This is a genomic window from Streptomyces sp. NBC_00996, assembly GCF_045162675.1.
Taxonomy (GTDB): Bacteria; Actinomycetota; Actinomycetes; order Streptomycetales; family Streptomycetaceae; genus Streptomyces.
On the sequence record NZ_CP108723.1, the window covers coordinates 7,355,130 to 7,377,395 of the forward strand.

Consider the following 22,266-nt stretch of genomic DNA (forward strand, 5'->3'; position numbering starts at 1 on the left):
GCTTCGCGCTCGTCCTCATCCGCCGGACGGGCTACACACGCTTGCGCAGCGCCGCCCCGATATGTGCCGCCGCCGTCGACAAGTGGCGGCGGGTCTCCCGTAGTTGGTCCTCCGTCACGCCGTGGTCGCGGGCCGCGTCGCGGATGCCGTCGCGGAAGCGGTCCAGGAGGCGGTCGAGGTCGCGGGCGGGATTGCCGGTGGAGTCCTCGTGGGCCCAGGAGGGTTCGTAGTCGGCGGGGAAGTCCTCGCGGGTGACCGTGTACTCCGGTTCCGCGGTCGAACCGGCCTTCGTGTCCGTGCGGCCGAAGCCGAAGTCCTTGCCCAGGTCCTTTCCGAAGTTCTTGCCGAAGTCGCCCAATTCCTTGGCCAGTTCGGTCAGTCCCTCGCGCATGCCGGTCGGCCAGTCGCCCCGCGCGAAGTGGTCCTGGACCTGCTCCTGGACGCGCTTGGCCATCCGCTGCATCTCCTCCTGGGCCTGGGCGCGGGCTCGCTCCTGGGCCTCCTTGGCCTGGCGGCGGGCGCGCTGGGCCTCGTCGCGGGCGCGGCGGCTCTCGTCCTTCGCGCGGCGGGCCTGTTCCTTCCACTCCTGCCGGACGCGCCGCATCTCCTCCTTCGCCGCCCGCCACGACTCCTTGTCCTGGTAGTCGCCGATGCCCCCGAAGTCGCCCGGCTCCGCGTCGTGTTCCTTGGCCCCGGTGCCGCCCTTGGGGCCCCTCCGGGCCTCTGTGGCAGCCGCCCGCATCTCGCGGCGCAGATCGCCCGCCGCGCCCCGTACATCGGCCCGGATCTCGGCCGCGAGCTCCGCCACGGACTCGCGGATCTCCAGCTCCAGATCGGCCAGTTCGCCACTGCGGTCGGCCAGTTCGGCGCGGCCGGCGTCCGTGATCGCGTAGACCTTCCGGCCGCCCTCGGTGGTGTGCGTGACGAGTCCCTCGGCCTCCAGCTTCGCCAGCCGGGGGTAGACGGTGCCCGCCGAGGGCGCGTACAGGCCCTGGAAGCGCTCCTCCAGGAGCCGGATCACCTCGTACCCGTGGCGCGGCGCCTCGTCCAACAGCTTGAGGAGGTAGAGGCGAAGGCGGCCATGAGCGAAGACGGGGGGCATTTCAGAGCACCTTCTTGTCGGTCGGGCCATCGGTCGGGGTGTTCGTCGAGTCGTCGGTCGGAGTGTTCGTCGAGTCGCCGATCGGGCCGTCGGCCGGGGCCGCGTCCTGGGGTGCCGGATCGTCGTCGTACGGCCCGTCCTCCGTCGGTGGCCTGCGGAGCAGTGCGATGGAGCCGGAGGCGGTCATCGCCTTCAGCCTGCCGTTGCCCGCGCCCAGCCGGCCGGTGATCTTCTTGGCGCCCCACTGCCCACTGACCCGGAGGTCCTCGAAGGCGCTGGAGACGGTGCCGCTCGCGGTGTTCGCCTCGACCTCCGCGTCCGCCGGATGTGGAAGCCGGATGGCGATCTCGCCCGAGACGTTGGTCAGTTGGACGTCGGTCGGGGTGCCCGCGGCGTCGAGGTCGACGATCATCGAGCCGCTCACCGAGTCGGCCCGCACGGAGGAGCCCGAGCCCTCGACGACGGTCAGGTCGCCGGAGACGGAGTTGAACCGGAGGTCGCCGGTGACGGCCTGGGCCTCCAGGCTTCCGGACACCGTGCCCACCCGTACGGGACCCGCGATACGGACGAGTGTCGTGTCGCCCGTGACGCCCTTGACCTCCACGCGTGCGTCCACCCCGGAGACCACGGCGGCGGCGCCGACCACGCCGACCTCGACCCGGGTGCCGGTGGGGACGGCCAGTGAGACCACCACATGGCGGCGCCAGCCCTTGCTGTCGAGCCACTTGAGGAAGCCCTTCCAGGGCAGGTCCTCGTACGCCACGGTGAGGGTGCCGTCCCTCTGGGTCACCCGCAGCGGCGGGCCCTCGACTTCGGACACCTCGAGCCGGGCGGAACCCTCGTCGGTGCCCACGACGTTGACAGTTCCATCGACGACGCGTACATGCAGCGCCGTCACGGGGTCGTCGAAGGTGAGCTTCCTCGGCTCTGTGACGGACCACTCGGACATGGTGCAGACCTCCTCGACCGGACCGGACCCCGCCGAGTCCGGACTCGACGCGCCATATCGCGTCTTCCGTCATTCACGATATATCGCGGTTACGGAAAGTCAAGACGCCTGTTCTGGGGATCATGAGCGGGATGCTGGGGTAAAACGTCCTAAAGTGGGGCCATGTCGACTGCGCCCGGCGAGTCCTCGGCCACGGCCCCCGGCGCCCTGCTCCTGTGCCGGGCGCACCCCGAGTCCGTCAGTCCCGCCGCCCAGCTGTTGCGCGAGCGGATGCTGCTCACCGGGGCCGGTCCCGAGTGGAGCGTGCTGGTTCCCGAGGGCAAGCCCTGGCAGCACGGCGCGGAACCCGTCGACCGTGTGCTCTCCGGCTGGGCGGCGGCCCTCGCCGTCGGCGCCCCCTGGCCCGTACTGGCCCTGTGGTGGGACGCCGACCACAGCGGCTGCACTCTCGCCTCGGGCTTCCGTCGCACCGTCGGCTACGAATGGCTGGCGAACGGCACCCCGGTCGGCGAGGACGAGGCGATGCGCACCTTGGCCGCGCGGCTCGGTCTCGATCCGGTGCTGGACATGCAGTCCCTGGAGCAGTTGACGAAGCCCGACCCCGGTGCGGATGCCCGCACGCGCGTGCGGGCTCTGCTCGCCGTCCTCACGCGCGCGGGGATGGTGCTTCCGGCCGGTATCAGCCCGGGCGAACCGACCGACCGGCTCCGTGAGGTGGCCCGGATCCAGCCCGGCGCCGAGCAGATCGAGTGGTCGGGGTGGCGCGCCGCCGTCCGCGCGGAACTCGACGTGGTGGAAGGCGGCAGCCTGGGGTCCTGGTTCCGCGGCTCGAAGGCCCGTGACCTCGCCACCGCCGAGCTGGCCGCCGGGCTCCCGCTCACTGCCTGGGGCGTACGGCGCCGCAGTGCCGGCTGGATCGCCGCCGGCACGCTCCTGGTGATCCACGGCGCCCTGGGCCTGGCATACAGCCACCTGCGCGCCTTCGACTGACGTCACCTGCGCGCCTACGACAGCGCCCGCGAGCACGAGACGTGAGACCCGAGGGACGAGCCGACGAGCACGACGTCCCCGGAGGTGACGCCCACGCGTACGCAGGCCCGAAGGGTGACGTCGAACGCGTGCGAAGCCCCCAGAGGTGACGTCCAACGCGTACGAAGCCCCGAAGGGTGCCCTACTCCTCGTCGTCCTCGTCGTCCAGCCGCGCCAGCCACGTCGCCAGTCGCTCCACCGGCACCTCGAAGTCCGGGTTGAGGTCGACGAACGTCCGCAGCTGCTCGGCGAGCCACTCGAAGGTGACCTCTTCCTCGCCCCGCCGCTTCTCAAGTTCCTCGATGCCACGGTCGGTGAAGTACATGGATGGTGCTCCGTCGGTGAAAGTGAAGTGGAACGCTGGGAAAAGGATAGGTGGGGTGGGCTGCGCGCGGAGGTCCTCTGTCGTGGCCGCCCCCCTGCGGCTAGCCTGCGAGGTCGGCGGTACCACGGGGGCGTGGGGGAACGGGGGATGCCATGGGTGACGCAGCGACCCGGATCGCACGGATCGAGATGCCGGACGGGACGCCGGTCTGGGCCCGGATCTCGGGGGCCGAGGAGCTGGAGGAACCGTCCGGCGGGCTGTCGTACACGGACACAGGGTTCGGCGACCGGGTGGAGGCGCAGGTCGAGAGCCTGCAGTCGGTGATCACCAGCGTCGCTCGTTCGCTGGCCGCGCCCCTGCGGGCGGTGCGGCCCGACGAGGTCAGCGTCGAGTTCGGGATCGAGCTGACGGCCAAGGCAGGCAAGGTGGTCGGCCTCCTCGCGGACGGCGAGGCCAAGGCCGGCATCACGGTGACGCTCACCTGGAACGGCGGCCCACCGGACCTCGGAGCGACCGACGAGAACGCGCGGTCCAGCACCACCGACCACACCCACCCGACCGTCACCGGCGGACACACGCAGCCGGGCCCGACAGGCCGAAACACACAGGCGAACCCACCGGCCGACCCGCAAGCGGGCGCGTCCCCCGGCGCCCCGGCGCACGGCGGCTCCGGTGACGCCTCCGTCGGGGGCGGGGCGTGACGGACGGGCACGCCCCGGGCGCACCGGGCGGCCCCGGAAACGCTCACCGTGCGCTGCGTGATCTCGTCACGGCGGCGACGGTGCGCATCCATCGCGCGGGGTCCGGGTATGCCCTGGACGAGCCCGGCACGTTCCTCGGGAGTGGCTTTTTCGTCGCTCCGAACTGGGTTCTGACCTGCGCGCATGTGGCTCGGAGCGGGGAGGGGGGCGAGGTGGCCGTGGTCTATGAGACGGGGCCGGGCCGCGGTAGGTCCGCCGTCGCGGGCGAGGTGGCGACGACGCTCCCGCAGCATGTCGAGGGTGTCGTGCGCGGCAGTTGGCCGGCCCCCGACCTCGCGCTCGTCCGGCTGTGCGAGCCCGTCGACCACGACTGCGCCTATGTCACCGAGCGCCCGGTGGTGTACTACGAAGAGGCGAAGGTCCTGTACTCGGGATGGTCCGTGGTCGGCGGTGAGCTGCGCCGGTTGAACGGGACCTGCACGGTGCAGGGCACCCTCGGCGGCTGGTCCGAGGACGAGCAGATCCGGCTGGGCGGCGATGTGCTGCCGCCCGGCGTCTCGGGAGGGCCCGTCGTCGATCCCGTACGGGGTGAGATCGTCGGCGTCCTGAAGTCGCAGGCGGACCGGGGGCTCGGTGGTACCTGCACGGGGGTGGAGCAGTTACGGTCCCTGCCGGTGCCGACGGGTGACGTGCGCGGCGAGCACGAAGATCTGTACCAGGCCGTCTTCCGTGCCCACGACCGCTATCACCGCGACCGGCAGCGCCATCCCGACTACGACGGCAACACCTGGGCCGACGTGCAGGGCCAGCTCGGCGCGCGGCCCGGCCGCGCCTTCAGCCCGTTCGAGCGGACCCGGTTGCTCGGCAGGCTCGCCGATCTGCCGCCTCCAGCCAGTACCGGCGAGCTGTTCGGCATCCTTGAATCCCTGCTGGGCAGCCATGCGGCGATCCCGCACCCGGCGCCGCGCGCCTGGCGCGACGGCCTCGGGGCGCTGTACGAGAGCTCGCGCCAGGACGGCGCGTTGGAACTGGTCATCGACTATGTGGTGCGGGTCATGAGCGCCGAGCGCCCCTTCGGCGACGCCGATACCGAGAGCGCGGAGCGGGCCTTGTGGCGGTGGGCGTGGCGGGCCGCGGAGGGCCTTGGCGTCAGGTACCGCCGCCAACTTGCTCAGCAGCCGGTCGAGAGCCTCCGGCCTTTGCTGAACCGTGCGGAGCATCAGGCGGAGGCACAGAGGGCGCGCGCCCTGGCGCATGTCGCCGAGGGTGCGCCCCGCCCCTACGCCCTGCTCGAACTGGAGCAGCGGGGCTGGGAACCGGACCGCTGCGACTGGCGGGTCTCCGTGGGCCGTCCCGACGGGGAGGTGGTGCGGGTGGGCGAGGCCGAGCGCATTCCGCTCGCCGAACTCACCGGCAGCCTCGCGGCGCCCTTGGCGGAAGCCTTCCGACAGTGTGACCAGCCCTGGCGGCCCGCGGTTCTCCAAGTGGCGCTGCCCCATCAGCTGCTCGGCCTGGACGTCGACGCCTGGCGGTTCGCGCCGGACACGCCGCCGCTCGGCGCCCACCGGCCGGTCGTCGTGCGCTGCGCCGACCGGGAGCAGCTGCCGGACGAGGGCGACTTTGTCGACCGGCAGATGTCCGCCGACGAGGAGCAGTACGAGCGCGCGGCCCGCTGGCGGCGGATCCACGCGTACGGCGCGAAGACCGAAGTCCTGGACTGCGAGGACGGGCGACGGGTACCCGTACCGCCCGCGGAGTCGTTGCGCGGACTGCCCCACACCACGGTCCCGGTGCTGTGCCGTTACGGCGACCACCGCTTCGAGGACGACCCGCTCGCGCTGTTGCGGATCGTGCACGGCGGCTACAGCGTCGCGCTGTGGCGGCGTCGGCCGGACCAGCCGGAGGCCGTCTGCGGGGAGTTCCACCGGCGGGTGGGCGACACCATCGCGGAAGCGGGCAGCGCCGAGCGGCTTCCCGAAGTCGTCCACGCGCTGCGGGTGGGGCTGCGCGCGGGTTTGCGGGAGACTTTTTGGGCCGACGGCATCGCCCTGTTCTACGACGATCCGAGCCGGCCTCTGCCCGGGGCCGGTGACCTGTTGGAGGCGCCATGACCGCGGCACCCGGCGCTCTGCCCTACCGAACGCCCGCGAAGTCGAACTCGGCTGGTACGGCACTGAATTGGGCCGTTACGAGCCTGTACCGGGCCCTTTCGAGGCCCCCCGAGGGTCGATACGGTGAGGCACGCTCCCGCATGTTCGACGGCGGCCATGGTGGACGAGTGACGACGAGGACTGGGCAATGACCGAATCCAGCGAGTGGCTCATCTACCGAGGCGCCGGTGAACCCCACGACGGCATAGACCGTCTCCCGGCCCCACCCCCCTGGCGCGACTTCGCGAGCCGGGACGCGGCCGGGAGGAACGGCGACGGTTCCGAGGACCGCAGGCTGGGCGCACACCGGCATCTGGCCGAGCTGCACCGGCCGGGCGCCGAGGAACTCGAAATGATCAACGCGGCGCTCTATCTGCGCCGTCCCCTGCTGGTCACCGGCAGCCCGGGCGCGGGCAAGAGCACGCTCGCGCACTCGGTGGCGTACGAACTCGGGCTGGGCAATGTGCTGCGCTGGCCGATCGTCAGCCGGTCCACACTGCAGGACGGCCTGTACCACTACGACGCGATCGCCCGGCTCCAGGACGTGCAGATCGCCGCCCCGCAGGGCACCGATCCGGCCACTCCCGGGGCTCCCGGATCCGTCGAAGGCATCGGCAGCTATATCCGGCTCGGCCCCCTCGGCACCGCGCTGCTGCCGTCCGACACCCCGCGCGTGCTGCTCATCGACGAGCTGGACAAGAGCGACATCGATCTGCCCAACGACCTGCTCAACGTGCTCGAAGAGGGCGAGTTCGCCGTTCCCGAGCTGGAGCGCGTCGCCGACCGGCTGCCCGGCGGCGAGGCCGAGGTGCTCACCGCCGACGGCACCAAGGCGCGGGTGCGCGACGGCCGGGTGCGCTGCCGCTCCTTCCCCTTCGTGGTGCTCACCAGCAACGGCGAGCGCGATTTCCCCGCCCCTCTCATGCGCCGCTGCATCCACCTGGAACTGGGGCGCCCGGACCACAAGCGGCTTGCCACCTTCGTACGCGCCCATCTCGGCGACGAGGCCGCGCGGGCCGGGGACGATCTCATCACCCACTTCCTGGAGCGCTCGCGCAGCGAACTGGTCGCGGCCGACCAGCTGTTGAACGCCATCTACCTCACCGACGCGGCCGCCCCGCCCAGTCGCGACCGTCTCGCGGACCTGCTCATCCAGCGACTCGACCGCCCGAGGTGAGGCCCGATGCCTGACGCCGCGGCGCGCCACGGTCCCGACACTCCCGGTGACCCGGGAGACGCCGTCCTGCACGGCGGCGACCTGATCGCCGAACTCATCGTCCGGATGCGGCAGATCGGACTCGACCCCGACGCCCAGCAGCTGTGCGACAGTCTCTGGCTGGCCCGCTGGGCGCGCCCGACGGATGTGCTCGAGCCGGCCGAGGGCGGCGCCCCGGCGCCCGGCTCGCTGTCCGGTGCCGGGTGCGCCCCGGTCCCGGAGCGCACGGACTTCTCCGCCACCGCTGCGGAGCCGCCCGGCGGCGGCGGTGAACCGCCGCCGCAGGACGGGGGAGGGGACCGGCGTGTCGCTTTGTATCCCGTGCCGCGGGACGGCGCGCCGCAGGGGCACGGGCAGGGCCGGGTGACGGTGCTGCCGATCGGGGTGCCTGCCGCGGCCGCGTTCCCCGCCCCGCTCGAACTCCAGCGCGCATTACGGCCGTTGCAGGGCTACCGGACCGCCGCACCGCCCCTGCGCACGGTCCTCGACGAGACGGCGACCGCGGAACTGAGCGCCCGGGCGGGCGGTCTGGTCCTGCCGGTGTTCCGTGGGGTGACGCGGGCCGACGCGGCACTCCAGCTGGTGATGGACGCCTCGTCGTCGATGCGGGTGTGGGACCGGATGTTCGCCGAGCTGGAGCAGGTCTTCGGCCAGTTGGGCGCCTTCTGGGACATCGAGGTCAGCCATCTGCACCAGGGCCCGGACGGCGAGCCCGCCGTCAGCCGCAGTCCCGAGCCCGGCGCGGCCCCGCTGCACTCCGCCGACCGGCTGAGCGATCCCACGGGCCGCCGGATCACCCTCCTCGTCAGCGACTGCGCGGGCCCGCTGTGGCACAGCGGCCACGCCCACCGGCTGCTGCACCACCTGTCCCGCCTCGGCCCCGCCGCCGTACTCCAGCCGCTGCCGCAGCGCATGTGGAACCGCACCCGACTCCCGGTGTCGTACGGTGAGTTGACGCGCGGCGAGGCGCTCGCGGGCGCGGCCACCCTGAAGGTCCGGCTGCCGACCGGCGCCCCGCCGGAGGCCCGCGCCGGTGCGCTTCCCGTGCCGGTACTGCCGCCGGAGCCCGCCGCGCTGGGCGCATGGGCGCGGCTGCTGTCCGGGACCGGTGCGGGACCCGTGGCCGGTGCTGTCGGCTGGGTGCGCCACGACCATCCGCCCGCGCGGGCCGCCCGCGCCGGGCGCCGGCTGTCCGCGCTCGAACTGGTGAGCCGGTTCCGCTCCAACGCCTCGAAGACGGCAGGACGCCTGGCCGGCTATCTGGCGGCGGCGCCCCTCAGCCTCCCCGTGATGCAGCTCGTGCAGCGCACCATGCTGCCCGACTCCGGACCGTCGGAACTGGCCGAGGTCCTGCTCAGCGGCCTGGTGTCACGCGCCAAGACGGAGGGCTTCGGCGCGGACGGCGCCCAGTGGTACGAGTTCGCGCCCGGCGTGCAGGAGGCGCTCCTGTCGCCGCTGGGCCGCGACGAGGCCATGCTGGTGCTCAAGCACTGCTCGGAGTACATCGAGTACCGCTTCGGCAAGGGCGGCCCCAACTTCCCGGCACTCGCGCTCGCGCAGCTCGGCGAGGGTGGCGGCGGCCGGCCGTACGCGCCGGGCGCCGGATATCCGGGCGAGAACGGCGACAACGGCGGCGCCACCCTGGTCCCGCAGCCCTTCGCCGAGGTCGCCGCGCGGGTCCTGGAGCGCTTCATGCCGCTGCCGGAGCAGTTCGCGCTGTACGGGGGCCGGGGGCGCGACGATCTGCCCGACGAGCGGCCCACCCACGCGGCGGTGATCCGGGCCCGCTCCCTGGTCGGGCAGTTCGACACCGACGGCATGGTGCAGGACCTCATCGACGCCGTACAGCTGCTGCGCGGTGCCACCGAGCACGAACTGCCCGCGGGCGCCGACCCGGAGCTGTGGGCCGAGTACGCCAACTGTGTGCTGCGGCTGTGGGAGGTGCAGGGCGGCGCGGAGCTGCTGCGCGAGGCGGAGGCGGCCGCCGAGCGAGCCGTCGCACACCCGCGTGCGCTGCGGGAACGGGCCGTACTGGCACGGGTGTTGCACGCCGCCGCCATCGACCGCAGGCGCCGCGGCGACCGGCGCGGCGCGCTTGATCTGCTGCAACGCGCCGACCGTGAGTACGCGGTGGCCTGCGCCGCGCCCGACCTGGACGCCGGGGAAGCCCTGCGGCTCACGCTGGAGCGGGTGCGCGCGCTGGAGGCCCAGTGGCGCCTCGGCGGCGACAGCGCGCTGCTCCAGGGCGCGGTCGGCATGCTGGAGGCGTTCGCCGACGCCTGGCCCGACCGGCGCCATCGCCCGCCCGAACTGCCGCTGGCGCACGGCCGCGTCCTGCTGCGCCTGTCCGGCGCCACCGCCGACCACGAACAGGCCCGGCTGTACGCGGAACAGGGCGCGCACTCCTTGCGCGCCGCCCTGGAACCCGGCTCCGAGCCCGGGCTGCCGGCCACCGGTGAGCCGTCCCGGGTGCGCATCCTCCTCGACCTCGTCGACGCGATCCTGAAGTCGGGCGGCGTGCTGGACGACGCCCAGGCGCACGTCGACGAGGCGCTCGGCCTGACCCGCGAACAGGGCCTGCGCGCGGCGCTGTTGGTGCGCTCGGGGCGTATCAAGGTGGCGCGATACGCCGAGTCGGGCGACCCGCGCGAGCTCCAGGACGCCGCCGAACGGTTCGAGCAGGCCTCCCGGGGCGTGCCACGGGACGCCCCCGCGCACGCGGACGTCCTCGCCGAATGGGGCGAAGTGCTGCTGCGCCGGGCGGTTCCCGCGGGCGGCCCCGGTACGCGCGAGTCGCTGTCCCAGGCCATCCGGGTGCTGCGCGACTGCCGTACCGAAACCCCCGCGGGCAGCGGGGAGCTCGCTCACCGCCTGTTGCTGCTCGGCCGCGCCCTGATGCTGCGCTACCGGGCCCGGGGCGACCGGGTGGATCTGCGCGAGGCCGAGCACCTCTTCGGGCTCGCGGCGCTGGAGGCCGGCGAACCGCTGACGGCCGCGCGCTGCTGGCTGGAGCTCGGGCAGGCGCAGTTCGAGGCCTACCAGAGCCTGGGCAGGCCCGCCCGGCTCGACGAGGCGGTCGACGCCTTCCGCGCCGCGGCCGAGTCGGCGCGTGACGCCGAGGAGGAGGCGGCGACGGACCGTCGCCGCGAGGAGGCCGTGGGGCTGGGTGCGCAGGCGCATCACTGGCGGGGTATGTCCTACGAGGCGGCGGCGCGCCCGCGTGCCGCACGCGAGGCCTACCGGGCTGCCCGGGCCGAGTGGTCCAGGCTGCCGGACGGCGCCGTCGGTACGGGTGAGCCGACGGCCCGGCAGACGGCACAGCGGCTGGCCGAGCTGGAGTGAGGGAGCGCCTGCCCGGCGGCCGCCGGGGCGGGGTGAGGGAACGCCTGCCCGGCTGGTGCCGGAGCGGAGTGAGGGAAAAGGGGGAGGACATGGGTGCACGGGACGACGCACTGGATTGCGATGTCGCCGGGGAGCAGCTGCGGGATCTGCCGGACCCGCAGATTCTGCCGGACCTGCTGGAGCTGGACCTCGCGGACCTCAGGACGATTCAACACCCGGTCCTGACCGAGGTGTTGGAGGAGCTGAGGGAGCGGGCCGGGCAGCCGAGCGAGATGCTCTGGGGGTTCAACAACGCGTTCTGAGGGGTGCTCTGAAAGTCGAGGTGAACGTAGAAACGGTCAATCTTCGTTCACGAGGCATCAGTTCCGGTCGGCTCTGTGGTTGAACCGGACAAGTTCGATCGTGTCGCGTTTGCGTCCGACCCCCGCCAGGGAATGCCGCCCCGTACGGGCAGGGGGCCGTGACGCGGACCGTATTGTGGGATCGCGGGCCGTGGAGCATGGGGGTGCCGGAGTGTCTGACGAGGTGACCTCCGCGACCTCGATCACAGCGGTCCGCGCGCTCGAACCGCCGTTCCCCTTCCGGCAGTTCATCGTGAAGGCACACGGCCGCTGCAACCTGGCCTGCCGCTACTGCTACCTCTATGAGGGCCCCGATCACACCTGGCGCGCCCGCCCCGCCGCCGCCCCGCCCGAGGTGCTGGCCCGGACCGCGCTGCGGATCGGCGAACACGCGCGCGCCCACGGCATGACGGCACTCTCCCTCGTCCTGCACGGCGGCGAGCCGCTGCTCGTCGGCGCGGACACACTCGCCCGCTTCACCGATCTCGTACGCGACCGGGTTCCCGACTCCTGCACCGTGCACACCACCGTCCAGACCAACGCCACCCTGCTCACCGAGCGGCGGCTCGCCGTGCTGGCCGGGCACGGCATCCGCGTCGGCATCAGTCTCGACGGCGGCCTGCCCACGCACAACAGGCTGCGCACCGACCGCGCGGGGCGCCCGTCCTGGCCCGCCGCCTCGCGCGGCGCCCGCCTGATCGCCGACCGCTTTCCCGAGGCGTACGCCGGGATCCTCACCGTCGTGGACCCCACGACGGACGCGGTCGAGTTGTACGAGTCGCTCCTCGCCCTGCGGCCACCGGCCCTGGACCTGCTGCTGCCGCACGGCAACTGGTCGGCGCCGCCGCCGCATGGGGACGGCGCCGATGCCGCGTACGGGGACTGGCTGTGTGCCGTCTTCGACCGCTGGTGGGGGGCCGGGCGACGGGAGACGCGCGTGCGGCTCTTCGAGGAGTGCCTGGCGCTGCTGTTCGGGCTGCCCGCCGCCACCGAGTCACTGGGGCTGGCCCCGTTCGACGCCGTCGTCGTGGAGACGGACGGGTCGATCGAGCAGGTCGACTCCCTGAAGTCCTGCTACGAGGGAGCGGCGGAGACCGGCCTCGACGTCTTCCGGCACAGCTTCGACGAGGCCCTGCGCCACCCCGGCGTCGCGGCCCGACAGGCGGGCGCCGCCTCGCTCGCCGCGCGCTGCCGTGCCTGCCCGCTGCTCTCCGTCTGCGGCGGCGGCCACTACGCCCACCGCTACCGGGCCGGACACGGCTTCGCCAACCCCTCCGTCTACTGCGCCGACCTCCAGCGCTTCATCCGTCATGTGGCGGGACGGCTCGCCGGGGCCGCCACGCCCGTCACCGCCTCTCTCGAAGGAGGCACCCCGTGATCCTGCCGGTGGTCCCGGACCGGGCCCTGACCGAACTCGGCCGCACCGAGGGCGGCCTCGAGACCCTGGGCCTGCTCGTACGCGACCAGTACACGCGCCGGTTGTTGCTGCTGCGCGCGGTGCTCGACGCGGTGGAGGCGGCCGACCCCGGGGTCTGCTCCGCCGACGCCCGGACGCGGCTGCGGGAGGACTGGAGGCTGCTGGAGGAGGCGGACCGGGTGGAGGCGCCGGTCCGGCGGGGCGGTTGGGATGCCACACCCATGAGCCGCACCGGGTCCTGGACCGGTGCGGGGGCTGCCGGCGCGGAGACGCGGGCGCCTGACGATCGCCCCGGGGCCGGCCCGGCGTCGGCCGCGTACGGGCACGTGGAGACGGCGGCGCCCGGGGGCGGCCCCCGTGTCGCTCCAGGGCCGGGTGCGTCTCCGGACCCGGAAGGGCCGGGTGCGTACGCGTACCCGGACGTGGAGGCGGCGGCGTCGAACGGCGATTCCCGCGTCGGCGGCCCGGCGCCAATGGCGCACCGAGCCGTCGGGGCGCCGGTGTCCGAGGGCGGCGCCCAGGTCGGCCCGGTGTCCGAGGGCGGCGCCAAGGTCGGCCCGGTGTCCACGGCCCGGGGCGGACGCGCCCTCGCCGGAGTCGCGCTCTCACCGGTCCGCACCCAGCTCCTGCACCCCTTCGTCGGACCGTGGGCCCGGTACTGTCTGCGCGGGCTCGGCGCGGGAGCCGGGCCGCGAACGGGGCGGGACGCGCGCGAACTCGGCCGTGATCTGGCCTACTTCGGGGCGCTCGCCGCAGTCGTCGCCGCCCGCGCGGGGGTGTGCTACGCGGTACGGCTGACCGCGCGCGACGGCGTGTTGACCCTGCCGTCCCTCGGCGCGCTGCGCACGGCCGCGGCCGGGGACGTCCCGGTCGACGTCGTGCACCGCCGGGGGAGTCTGACGCTGCGCCGGCGTGGCGAGAAGGACATCGTCGTGCGCTTGCAGAGCGACGGCTTCGGCGCCTGGTCCGAGGCGGCCGCGTGGGCACCCGCGTACGCGCTGCCCGGTCTGCTGCCCGGCTCGGACCCCGTACCCCTGGACGACCTCGACCCGTACCGCACCGCGCGCGGCGGCCCCCAGCACCAGGAGCTCAGCGGACCGGTCGCCCTCGACGACGCCGAGCGCAAGCGCTGGCTGCAGTCGTGGTCGGGCATCGCGTCCGTGCTCCGGCTCGGTGGCGAGCACCGCGTCACGGAGGCCGTCGCCCTGCTGCGCTGTCTGGTCCCGCTGTCCGCGCCGCCCGGCTCGACGGCCGGCGGACGGACCACCGGCAGCTGCAGCGGCACCCGGCGCGAAGCCTTCGGTGCCCTCCTCAGCAGCACCCCACCGACCCCCATGACCTTCGCGGCCACGCTGGTGCACGAACTGCAGCACACCAAACTGGCGGCACTCAGCGACATGCTGACGCTTCACCACGCGGGGCCGCAGGCACGTTACTTCGCGCCCTGGCGGCCCGACCCGCGCCCGTACGACGGCCTGCTGCAGGGCGCGTACTCCCACCTCGCGCTGGCGGAGTTCTTCCAGCGCACCGCGCTCGTCACCACCCACCCCGCCCACCGGGACTCCGCGTGGGCCCAGCACGCCCGCTACCGGGAGCAGGTCGGGGCCGTACTGCCGACCCTCGTCGGGTCGGGGGACCTCACCGCACAGGGGCGCCGGTTCGTGGACCAGATGATCGCGGTCTACGAACGGCTCGCCGAGCATCCCGCGCCGCGCGGACAGACGGCGCGCGCGAAGGCGTACATACGGGCGGCCCGCGCGCTGTGGACGCAGCGCCACGCGCCGGGCGAATGAGCCGGGAGCGGGGGGTGAACCAGCCGTGCGCGGCGCGCAACGGACGCGTCGCACACCCGCCGAACGCGCCGCGCCACCGGCTCGATTGAGCCATCCTCGCCGAAAGCCACGGGTTCCCGGACGCGGGACGATCAGTGCGCCAAGATCGTCGCTGGACAAGGATGGAAAAGGAACCGTGAAGCAAGCGACTGGTATCCGTCAGTGCCTATCGCCGGACCTCGCAGCGGTTCTAAAATTTCGCGCGGGGAGGCCGCTGCATGTCTGGAGCTCGTACGCCGGTCGGGCCAACCGAGAGGGGGGCCGCGAAGCAGACCGTCACGATCAGCTTCGCCGGTTTCAACCGGGCCTGGGCGGCCTGGATCGGGGACCGACTGGAGCGGCGTGGCCATCGCGTCGTGTACCAGCGCTGGGATTCCCCGGCCGAAGTACCGCTCGTGGACCTGCTGCGCGACCTGATGCTCGCCCAGGGCCGGATTCTGATCATCGTCAGTGAGTGGTATTTCCAGCTGGGCCCGCGCACCCACGACGAGTGGAACACCGCGCTGCGCGCGGTCGTCGCCCCCGACCCGGCCCGTTTCGCGGCCGTCTCCGTCACCACCAGCCCGGTGCCGACCGCCGCCGCCGTACTCGGTGCGGTCGAGCTCAACAACATGGGTGCCGACGAGGCCGAGCGTCGCGTCCTGGACCGACTCGACCTGCCCGCCGACCCCCTGCCGGAGTCCGTCGAGGGTGCCCGCCGGGGCCCGCGCTTCCCTGCGGCCATGCCCGAGGTGTGGGGCGGCGTGCCCCGCCGCAACACCCGCTTCACCGGCCGTGAGCCGCTGCTGAACGACGCCTACCACCTCCTCCAGGGCGCCGAGTCGGGCGCCGGCGTGGTCACCCTGCACGGCATGTCGGGCGTGGGCAAGACACAGCTCGCGGCGGAGTATGCGTACCGCTTCGGCTCCGAGTACGACGTGGTGTGGTGGGTCAACGCCGAGAAACGGGTCACCTACCGGCGCCGACTGGCCGAACTGGCACCGCAGTTGGGGCTGTCGACCGGCGCGGAGTACGGCGAGCGGCTGCGTGCCGTGCGGGACTCGCTGCGCCGCGGCGACCCGTACGCCCGCTGGCTGCTGATCCTGGACGGCGCGGACGAGCCGGACCAGATCTACGACCTCGTCCCCAACGGTCCCGGTCATGTCCTGATCACCTCGCGCAACCCCGAGTGGAGCGAGCACAACAGCAAGCTGCTGGAGGTGCCGGTCTACGGCCGCGACGAGTCGGTCGCCTTCATCCGCCGCCGGGCGCCCCGCCTCAGCGAGCCCGAGGCCGACCAACTCGCCGAGGCGCTGGAGGACCTGCCCCTCCTGCTGGATCAGACGGCGGGCTGGCTCAACGACTCCGACCTCTCCGTCCAGGAGTACATCGCCCTCCTGGAAGGCGGCATCGACCAGGACGTCGTCAAGATCTCCGCCGACTTCCCGGTCGCCTTCCAGACCGCCTGGTCAATACTGCTGAACAAGCTCCGCGACACCGTCCCGGAGTCCGTCGACCTGCTCCGCCTGTGCACCTTCTTCGCGCCGGGCTTCATCCCTGTACGTCTCCTGAAGGAGATGCCGCACGACGAACTGCCCGAACAGATCGCCGGCCTCCTCAACGACCCGCTGCTGTGGAACAAGGCGATCAACCAGCTCCGCCAGTACTCCGTCGTCCGTCTGGAGTCCCACGAGGCGGCCACCGACGAGGCCGCGTCCTCCGGCGAGTCCCTGTACCTCCACCGGATGGTCCACCAGATCGTCCACAAGGACATGCCGGACGCGGACCGCGGCGAGTTCATCGACGTCGTACGCCGGGCACTGGCCGCCGCTGATCCGCGCCGCCCCACCGACACCCGGCTGTGGCCCGGTTACGCGGAGATCGTCCCGCACCTGAAGTACGCGGACGTGCTGAAGAGCAAGGACCCGGCGGTGCAGACGCTGGTCTTCAACTGCCTTCGGTACATGTACATTTCGGGCGAGTACCGGGCGGGCATCAAACTCGGCGAACGCGCCCTGAAGGCATGGCGGACGCTGCTCGGCGAGAACCATCCGAGGATCTGGGAGCTGACGCACCACTACTCCAACCTGCTGCGTGCTGTCGGCGACTACCAGCGCACCGAGACGATCGAGCGCGCAGCCGTCGACCATCTGCGCGAACAGCGGGGGGAGCAGGACCTCGACCACCTGCGCGCGGTCAGCGGTCTGGGCGCGGACCTGCGCGGCCTCGCCCGCTACGACGAGGCGCTGGAACTGTCCCAGCGGCTCGTGGTGATGTACCGCGACCTCCTGGGCGAACAGGACTCGCGGACCCTCGGGGCCCAGAACAACCTGGCGGTGTCGCTGCGGTTGCTCGGCCGCTACGAGCGGGCGCTGGACATCGACCGGCGGACTCTGGAGGCACGCAGGCTATTGCTGCGGGCACGCCACCCGTGGGCGCTGAGTTCCGAGTGGTCCTACGCGACGGATCTGCGCCTCCTCGGCCGTTACACCGAGGCCGAGTCGATCCAGACCAAGAACGTGCGTGAGTACCGTCTCGTCATGGGGGCCGACACACCGCCGACCCTGGAGGCCGAACACAATCTCGCCCTGTGCCAGTACCGCAGCGGAGACCGTGCCGCGGCGGGCACGCTGCTCACCCGTGTGCTGGAGCGGTGTGAGCGCGTCCTGGGCGAGACCGACCCGCAGACCCTGAGGTTCGCCGCCACCACCAGCTGCTTCCTGCGAGAGCACGGCGATATCGACCAGGCCCGGGAACTCGGCGAGTCCGTCGTCGCCCGCTACGAGGTGATGCTCGCCGAGGGACATCCCTACGTCGCCGGGGTCCGGGCCAACCACGCCTTGGTGCTGCGCAGTGTCGGCGAGCGGGACCACGCCCATGTCCTCGTCGAACAGTCGCTGACCGACATGACCGAGGCGGTGGGCGAGAACCACCCTTGGACCCTGGGCTGCGCCATCAACGCCGCCGCCCTGCGCAACCTCGTCGGTGACCCCGAGGGGGCCGCCGCGCTCAGCCGGCAGACGGTCACCCGGGCCACTGAGGCACTCGGCCGCACCCACCCGCTGACCCTGTCCGCCCGCATCGCCCTCGCCGCCGACCTGCGCGGCCTGAGAGACCGTCAACAGGCCGAGAAGATCGAGCAGGAGGCCCTCTCCGACCTGGTCGCCACCCTGGGTGCCCAGCACGTCCACACCATCTCGGCCCGTTCTCGCAACCGGCCCTACTGGGACTTCGAACCTCTGTCGACCTGACCCTGAGACGCTCGCCCCGGTGCGCACAACCCTCCGCGCGCCGGGGAATGACCAAGTTCTCCGGCGGGAGGGCCGTCCATACGTCGCCGGCGTCCACGCCAATCATGCCCCGATCCTGTGTGCCGTCGGCGCACGGGAGGAATCCTGCTTCTTCGCCGACCGAGCCCGTGCCGAGATGGAGCGGGCGGTGGGGCCCGGCCACCCCTGGGCGCTCGGCTGTGCCCTCAATGCCGCCGCGGCGGCTGCCCTCGCCGGTGAACGCGAGAGAGCCCTCGCGACGAGCCTGGACACGACGGCCAGGGAGGGGGCCCACGAAGTCCTCGGCCCCGCACACCCCTTGACGCTGTCGGCGCGCATCGCTCTCGTCGCCGACCTGCGGGCCACTGGCGAACGCAGAGAGGCCGAGCGGCTGGAAGAGGTCGCCCTCAATAACCTGGCGGCGACGCTCGGCACCGATCACCCCCGCACCCGCGCCGCCCGACACCGCGAGCGCCCCTACTGGGACTTCGAACCCCGGACCACCTGACCTCCGCACACGCCGAAGGCCCGGCCCCTCGAAAGGAAACCGGGCCTCCGCCGCAGTACAGGAAACGGTCGTAATCGACCGCGTGCCGAGACCTACGCCTCGAACACCTCCCGCACCAACTGCTCCTGCTCCGCCTGGTGCCGCTTGGCGGAACCCACGGCGGGGGACGAGGAGTGCGGGCGCGAGATGCGGCGCAGGCGCTCGCCGTGCGGGACGTCGGCGCCGACCGCCAGGTCGAGGTGGTCGATCAGGTTGAGGGCGATGAAGGGCCAGGCGCCCTGGTTCGCCGGCTCTTCCTGGGCCCACAGGTACTTCTCGGCGTTCGGGTACTTGTTGACCTCCGCCTGGAGCTCGGCACCCGGCAGCGGGTACAGGCGCTCGATGCGGATGATGGCCGTGTCCGTGCTGCCGCGCTTCTTCCGCTCGGCCTCGAGGTCGTAGTACAGCTTGCCGGCGCAGAAGACGACCTTGGTGACCGCCGCGGCGTCGACCGAGTCGTCGCCGATGACGGGGCGGAAGGCGCCCGTGATGAACTCCTCCGTCTTCGACGCGGCGGCCTTGAGGCGCAGCATCGACTTCGGGGTGAAGACCACCAGCGGCTTGTGGTGCGGGTTGTGCACCTGCCACCGCAGGAGGTGGAAGTAGTTCGACGGAAGCGTCGGCTGGGCGACCGTCATGTTGTTCTGCGCGCACAGCTGGAGGAAGCGCTCGATACGGGCCGAGGAGTGGTCCGGGCCCTGGCCCTCGTAGCCGTGCGGGAGGAGCAGGGTGACGCCGGACGTCTGGCCCCACTTCTGCTCGGCGGCCGAGATGTACTCGTCCACGACCGTCTGAGCGCCGTTGACGAAGTCGCCGAACTGCGCCTCCCACATCACCAGCGCGTCGGGGCGGGCCAGCGAGTAGCCGTACTCGAAGCCCATGACCGCGTACTCGGAGAGCAGGGAGTCGTAGACGTTCAGGCGCGCCTGGTCGTCCGAGAGGTACTGGAGCGGGGTGAAGTCCTCGCCCGTGACCCGGTCGATCAGCACCGCGTGACGCTGGCCGAAGGTGCCGCGGCGGGAGTCCTGGCCGGAGAGGCGGACAGGAGTGCCTTCGAGGAGCAGCGAGCCGATGGCGAGGGTCTCGCCCATGCCCCAGTCGATCGTGGCGTCCTCGATCATCGCCGCCCGGCGCTGCAGCTGCGGGAGCAGACGCGGGTGCACGGTGACGTGGTCGGGGATGTTGACCTGGGACTCGGCGATCCGCTTCACGACCTCCTGGGAGACCGCGGTGGACACGGCGACCGGGAACTGGGCCTGTGTGTCCGGGGCAGGGGCCTCGGGCGCCTGTGAGACGGCCTCGCGGACCTCGGTGAAGACCTTCTCCAGCTGGCCCTGGAAGTCCTGCAGCGCCTGCTCGGCCTCTTCGAGCGTGATGTCGCCGCGGCCGATCAGGGACTCGGTGTACAGCTTGCGCACCGAGCGCTTCTTGTCGATCAGGTCGTACATCAGCGGCTGCGTGAACGCCGGATTGTCGGACTCGTTGTGTCCGCGGCGGCGGTAGCAGATCAGGTCGATGACGACGTCCTTGTTGAACGCCTGGCGGAACTCGAAGGCCAGACGCGCGACGCGGACGACGGCCTCGGGGTCGTCACCGTTCACGTGGAAGATCGGGGCCTCGATCATGCGGGCCACGTCGGTCGCGTACATCGAAGAACGCGAGGACTCGGGCGCCGCCGTGAAGCCGACCTGGTTGTTGATGACGATGTGGACCGTGCCGCCGGTGCGGTAGCCGCGCAGCTGCGACATGTTCAGGGTCTCGGCCACCACGCCCTGGCCCGCGAAGGCCGCGTCACCGTGCAGGGCGACCGGCAGGACCGTGAAGTCCGTGCCGCCCTTGTTGATGATGTCCTGCTTGGCGCGGACGATGCCCTCGATGACCGGGTCGACCGTCTCCAGGTGGGACGGGTTGGCGGCCAGCGAGACCTTGATCTGCTCGCCGTCCAGGCCGGTGAAGGTGCCCTGGGCGCCCAGGTGGTACTTCACGTCGCCGGAGCCGTGCATCGACTTCGGGTCGAGGTTGCCCTCGAACTCGCGGAAGATCTGCGCGTACGACTTGCCGACGATGTTCGCGAGCACGTTCAGGCGGCCGCGGTGGGCCATGCCGATGACGACCTCGTCCAGGCGCGACTCGGCGGCGGAGTCGATCACCGCGTCGAGCAGCGGGATGACGGACTCGCCGCCCTCCAGGGAGAAGCGCTTCTGGCCGACGTACTTCGTCTGCAGGAAGGTCTCGAAGGCCTCCGCCGCGTTCAGCCGGCGCAGGATGCGCAGCTGCTCCTCGCGCTCCGGCTTGGAGTGCGGGCGCTCGATGCGGTCCTGGATCCACTTGCGCTGCTTCGGGTCCTGGATGTGCATGAACTCGATGCCGGTGGTGCGGCAGTACGAGTCGCGCAGCACGCCGAGGATGTCGCGCAGCTTCATCAGGGACTTGCCGGAGAAGCCGCCGACGGCGAACTCGCGCTCCAGGTCCCACAGCGTGAGGCCGTGCTCGGTGATGTCCAGGTCGGGGTGCTTGCGCTGGCGGTACTCCAGCGGGTCGGTGTCGGCCATGACGTGGCCGCGGACCCGGTAGGAGTGGATCAGCTCGAAGACACGGGCGGCCTTGGTGACGTCGTCGTCGTGCGAGGCGTCGATGTCCTTGAGCCAGCGGACCGGCTCGTAGGGGATGCGCAGGGCCTCGAAGATCTCGTCGAAGAAGCCGTTCTCGCCGAGGAGGAGGTTCGCGACGATCCGCAGGAACTCGCCGGAGGCGGCGCCCTGGATCACCCGGTGGTCGTAGGTCGACGTGAGCGTCATGACCTTCGAGATGCCGAGCTTGTTGAGGGTGTCCTGGGAGGTGCCCTGGAACTCGGCCGGGTAGTCCATGGAGCCGACACCCATGATGACCGACTGGCCGGGCATCAGACGCGGGACCGAGTGGACGGTGCCGAGGCCGCCGGGGTTGGTCAGGGAGACCGTGACACCGGTGAAGTCGTCCATCGTCAGCTTGCCGTCACGGGCGCGGCGGACGATGTCCTCGTAGGCCTGCCAGAACTCGAAGAAGTTCAGCGTCTCGGCCTTCTTGATGCCCGCGACGACCAGCTGGCGGTCCCCGTTCGGCTTCACCAGGTCGATGGCGAGGCCGAAGTTGATGTGCTCGGGCTTGACCAGGGTCGGCTTGCCGTCCTTCTCCTGGAAGGAGTGGTTCATCGACGGCATGGCCTTGATGGCCTGCACCATCGCGTACCCGATGAGGTGGGTGAAGGAGATCTTCCCGCCCCGGGCGCGCTTCAGGTGGTTGTTGATCACGATGCGGTTGTCGAAGAGCAGCTTGACCGGGACCGCGCGCACGGACGTGGCCGTGGGGACCTCGATCGAGGCGTTCATGTTCTTCGCGACCGCGGCCGCGGGGCCGCGCAGCGTGACGAACTCGGGGCCCTCGGGAGCCTCCGCCGCCGGGGCGGCCTGCGGCTTCGCGGGGGCCGGAGCGGCCTTCGCGGGAGCCGGGGCGGCGGCAGCGGGCTTCGGTGCCGCGGGAGCGGCCGCCGGAGCGGCCTGAACCGGAGCCGGGGGCGTCACGGGCGCCGCAGGGGCTGCGGGAGCGGCCGGAGCCGCCGTGGTGGTCCCTGCGGCCCCCGCGGCCGCAGTACCCGCCGGAGCCGAGGCGGCAGCGGCGCCCGGCTTGTAATCGGCGAAGAAGTCCCACCAGGCTCGGTCTACCGAATTCGGGTCCTGGAGGTACTGCTGATAGATCTCGTCGACGAGCCACTCATTGGGACCGAACGCAGCGGCGGGGTTCTTCCCGGCTTGGTCATCGGTCGAGATGCTCGAGTTACTGGGGGACTGTGGCGACACGGCGGCAACCGCCCTCTTCCGCTTCACAAGGTGATGGACAGCGGAAATAAAGGCTACGCCCCCATGGCCGAGAAGGTCAGGTCGGGCCGGTCCAACGTCGTGCAAGTCACATCGCGTCGCCTCGGAAACCGTGTTTCGGCTGTGGAAATGGCGGGAAACAAGCGTGGTTCCGGTGCTGAATGGACACGTCCGGGTACGTCGACTCCGGGTCGCGGTACGACTCACGCGGCC

General features: G+C 72.0%; 14 protein-coding genes. 10 read left to right on the forward strand and 4 right to left on the reverse strand.

The features are described from left to right. Positions 1-31: 31 nt before the first annotated feature. Positions 32-1,102, reverse strand: a complete 1,071-nt coding sequence (locus tag OG390_RS34625) for a helix-turn-helix transcriptional regulator (RefSeq protein ID WP_406173313.1) — start codon at positions 1,100-1,102, stop codon at positions 32-34. A 1-nt stretch (position 1,103) separates the two neighbouring features. Beyond that, positions 1,104-2,051 (reverse strand): DUF4097 family beta strand repeat-containing protein, encoded by a 948-nt coding sequence (locus OG390_RS34630; protein ID WP_406173314.1) that lies wholly within the window; start codon positions 2,049-2,051, stop codon positions 1,104-1,106. A 162-nt stretch (positions 2,052-2,213) separates the two neighbouring features. Between OG390_RS34630 and OG390_RS34635 the strand changes: the two genes are divergently transcribed. Beyond that, positions 2,214-3,041 (forward strand): hypothetical protein, encoded by an 828-nt coding sequence (locus OG390_RS34635; protein ID WP_406173316.1) that lies wholly within the window; start codon positions 2,214-2,216, stop codon positions 3,039-3,041. Between the two features lie 181 nt (positions 3,042-3,222). On the opposite strand, the gene OG390_RS34640 is transcribed toward OG390_RS34635, so the two are convergent. Next, positions 3,223-3,405, reverse strand: coding sequence for a DUF6104 family protein (locus OG390_RS34640; RefSeq protein ID WP_005312030.1), 183 nt, complete (start codon positions 3,403-3,405; stop codon positions 3,223-3,225). A gap of 152 nt (positions 3,406-3,557) precedes the next feature. On the opposite strand from OG390_RS34640, the gene OG390_RS34645 reads away from it, so the two are divergent. From OG390_RS34645 to OG390_RS34685, 9 genes are all read left to right on the forward strand, one after another. Continuing rightward, a complete protein-coding gene (locus OG390_RS34645) occupies positions 3,558-4,106 on the forward strand; it encodes a CU044_2847 family protein (RefSeq protein ID WP_406173318.1) in 549 nt (182 codons plus the stop codon). Beyond that, positions 4,103-6,217, forward strand: a complete 2,115-nt coding sequence (locus OG390_RS34650) for a trypsin-like peptidase domain-containing protein (protein WP_406173320.1) — start codon at positions 4,103-4,105, stop codon at positions 6,215-6,217. Before OG390_RS34645 ends, OG390_RS34650 begins: the two co-directional genes overlap by 4 nt. Positions 6,218-6,404: 187 nt before the next feature. Continuing rightward, positions 6,405-7,433, forward strand: a complete 1,029-nt coding sequence (locus tag OG390_RS34655; protein ID WP_406173322.1) for an AAA family ATPase — start codon at positions 6,405-6,407, stop codon at positions 7,431-7,433. Between the two features lie 6 nt (positions 7,434-7,439). Then, entirely contained in the window at positions 7,440-10,814 is a 3,375-nt protein-coding gene (locus OG390_RS34660) for an SAV_2336 N-terminal domain-related protein (RefSeq protein ID WP_406173324.1), read from the forward strand. 89 nt (positions 10,815-10,903) lie between these two features. Beyond that, on the forward strand, positions 10,904-11,116 hold the full coding sequence (gene fxsA, locus OG390_RS34665) for an FxSxx-COOH cyclophane-containing RiPP peptide (protein WP_406173326.1): 213 nt from the start codon (positions 10,904-10,906) through the stop codon (positions 11,114-11,116). A gap of 241 nt (positions 11,117-11,357) precedes the next feature. Further along, entirely contained in the window at positions 11,358-12,533 is a 1,176-nt protein-coding gene (locus OG390_RS34670) for an FxsB family cyclophane-forming radical SAM/SPASM peptide maturase (protein ID WP_406178027.1), read from the forward strand. Next, positions 12,530-14,365 (forward strand): aKG-HExxH-type peptide beta-hydroxylase, encoded by a 1,836-nt coding sequence (locus OG390_RS34675; protein ID WP_406173328.1) that lies wholly within the window; start codon positions 12,530-12,532, stop codon positions 14,363-14,365. Before OG390_RS34670 ends, OG390_RS34675 begins: the two co-directional genes overlap by 4 nt. Positions 14,366-14,622: 257 nt before the next feature. Continuing rightward, positions 14,623-17,634 carry an FxSxx-COOH system tetratricopeptide repeat protein gene (fxsT, locus tag OG390_RS34680; RefSeq protein ID WP_406173330.1) on the forward strand — a complete coding sequence of 1,004 codons (3,012 nt, stop codon included), beginning with the start codon at positions 14,623-14,625 and terminating at the stop codon, positions 17,632-17,634. 19 nt (positions 17,635-17,653) lie between these two features. After that, complete coding sequence (locus tag OG390_RS34685; RefSeq protein WP_406173332.1) at positions 17,654-18,160, forward strand: hypothetical protein; 507 nt, start codon at positions 17,654-17,656, stop codon at positions 18,158-18,160. A gap of 92 nt (positions 18,161-18,252) precedes the next feature. On the opposite strand, the gene OG390_RS34690 is transcribed toward OG390_RS34685, so the two are convergent. Further along, positions 18,253-22,035: a multifunctional oxoglutarate decarboxylase/oxoglutarate dehydrogenase thiamine pyrophosphate-binding subunit/dihydrolipoyllysine-residue succinyltransferase subunit gene (locus OG390_RS34690; RefSeq protein ID WP_406173333.1), complete on the reverse strand. Its 3,783-nt coding sequence runs from the start codon at positions 22,033-22,035 to the stop codon at positions 18,253-18,255. Positions 22,036-22,266: the final 231 nt, after the last annotated feature.

What these genes read in the sequence shown, in the direction of transcription:
- OG390_RS34625 (WP_406173313.1), bottom strand. Translation starts at nt 1,102, where the DNA reads ATGCCCCCCGTCTTCGCTCATGGCCGCCTTCGCCTCTACCTCCTCAAG.
- OG390_RS34630 (WP_406173314.1), bottom strand. Translation starts at nt 2,051, where the DNA reads ATGTCCGAGTGGTCCGTCACAGAGCCGAGGAAGCTCACCTTCGACGAC.
- OG390_RS34635 (WP_406173316.1), top strand. Translation starts at nt 2,214, where the DNA reads ATGTCGACTGCGCCCGGCGAGTCCTCGGCCACGGCCCCCGGCGCCCTG.
- OG390_RS34640 (WP_005312030.1), bottom strand. Translation starts at nt 3,405, where the DNA reads ATGTACTTCACCGACCGTGGCATCGAGGAACTTGAGAAGCGGCGGGGC.
- OG390_RS34645 (WP_406173318.1), top strand. Translation starts at nt 3,558, where the DNA reads ATGGGTGACGCAGCGACCCGGATCGCACGGATCGAGATGCCGGACGGG.
- OG390_RS34655 (WP_406173322.1), top strand. Translation starts at nt 6,405, where the DNA reads ATGACCGAATCCAGCGAGTGGCTCATCTACCGAGGCGCCGGTGAACCC.
- OG390_RS34660 (WP_406173324.1), top strand. Translation starts at nt 7,440, where the DNA reads ATGCCTGACGCCGCGGCGCGCCACGGTCCCGACACTCCCGGTGACCCG.
- fxsA (WP_406173326.1), top strand. Translation starts at nt 10,904, where the DNA reads ATGGGTGCACGGGACGACGCACTGGATTGCGATGTCGCCGGGGAGCAG.
- fxsT (WP_406173330.1), top strand. Translation starts at nt 14,623, where the DNA reads ATGTCTGGAGCTCGTACGCCGGTCGGGCCAACCGAGAGGGGGGCCGCG.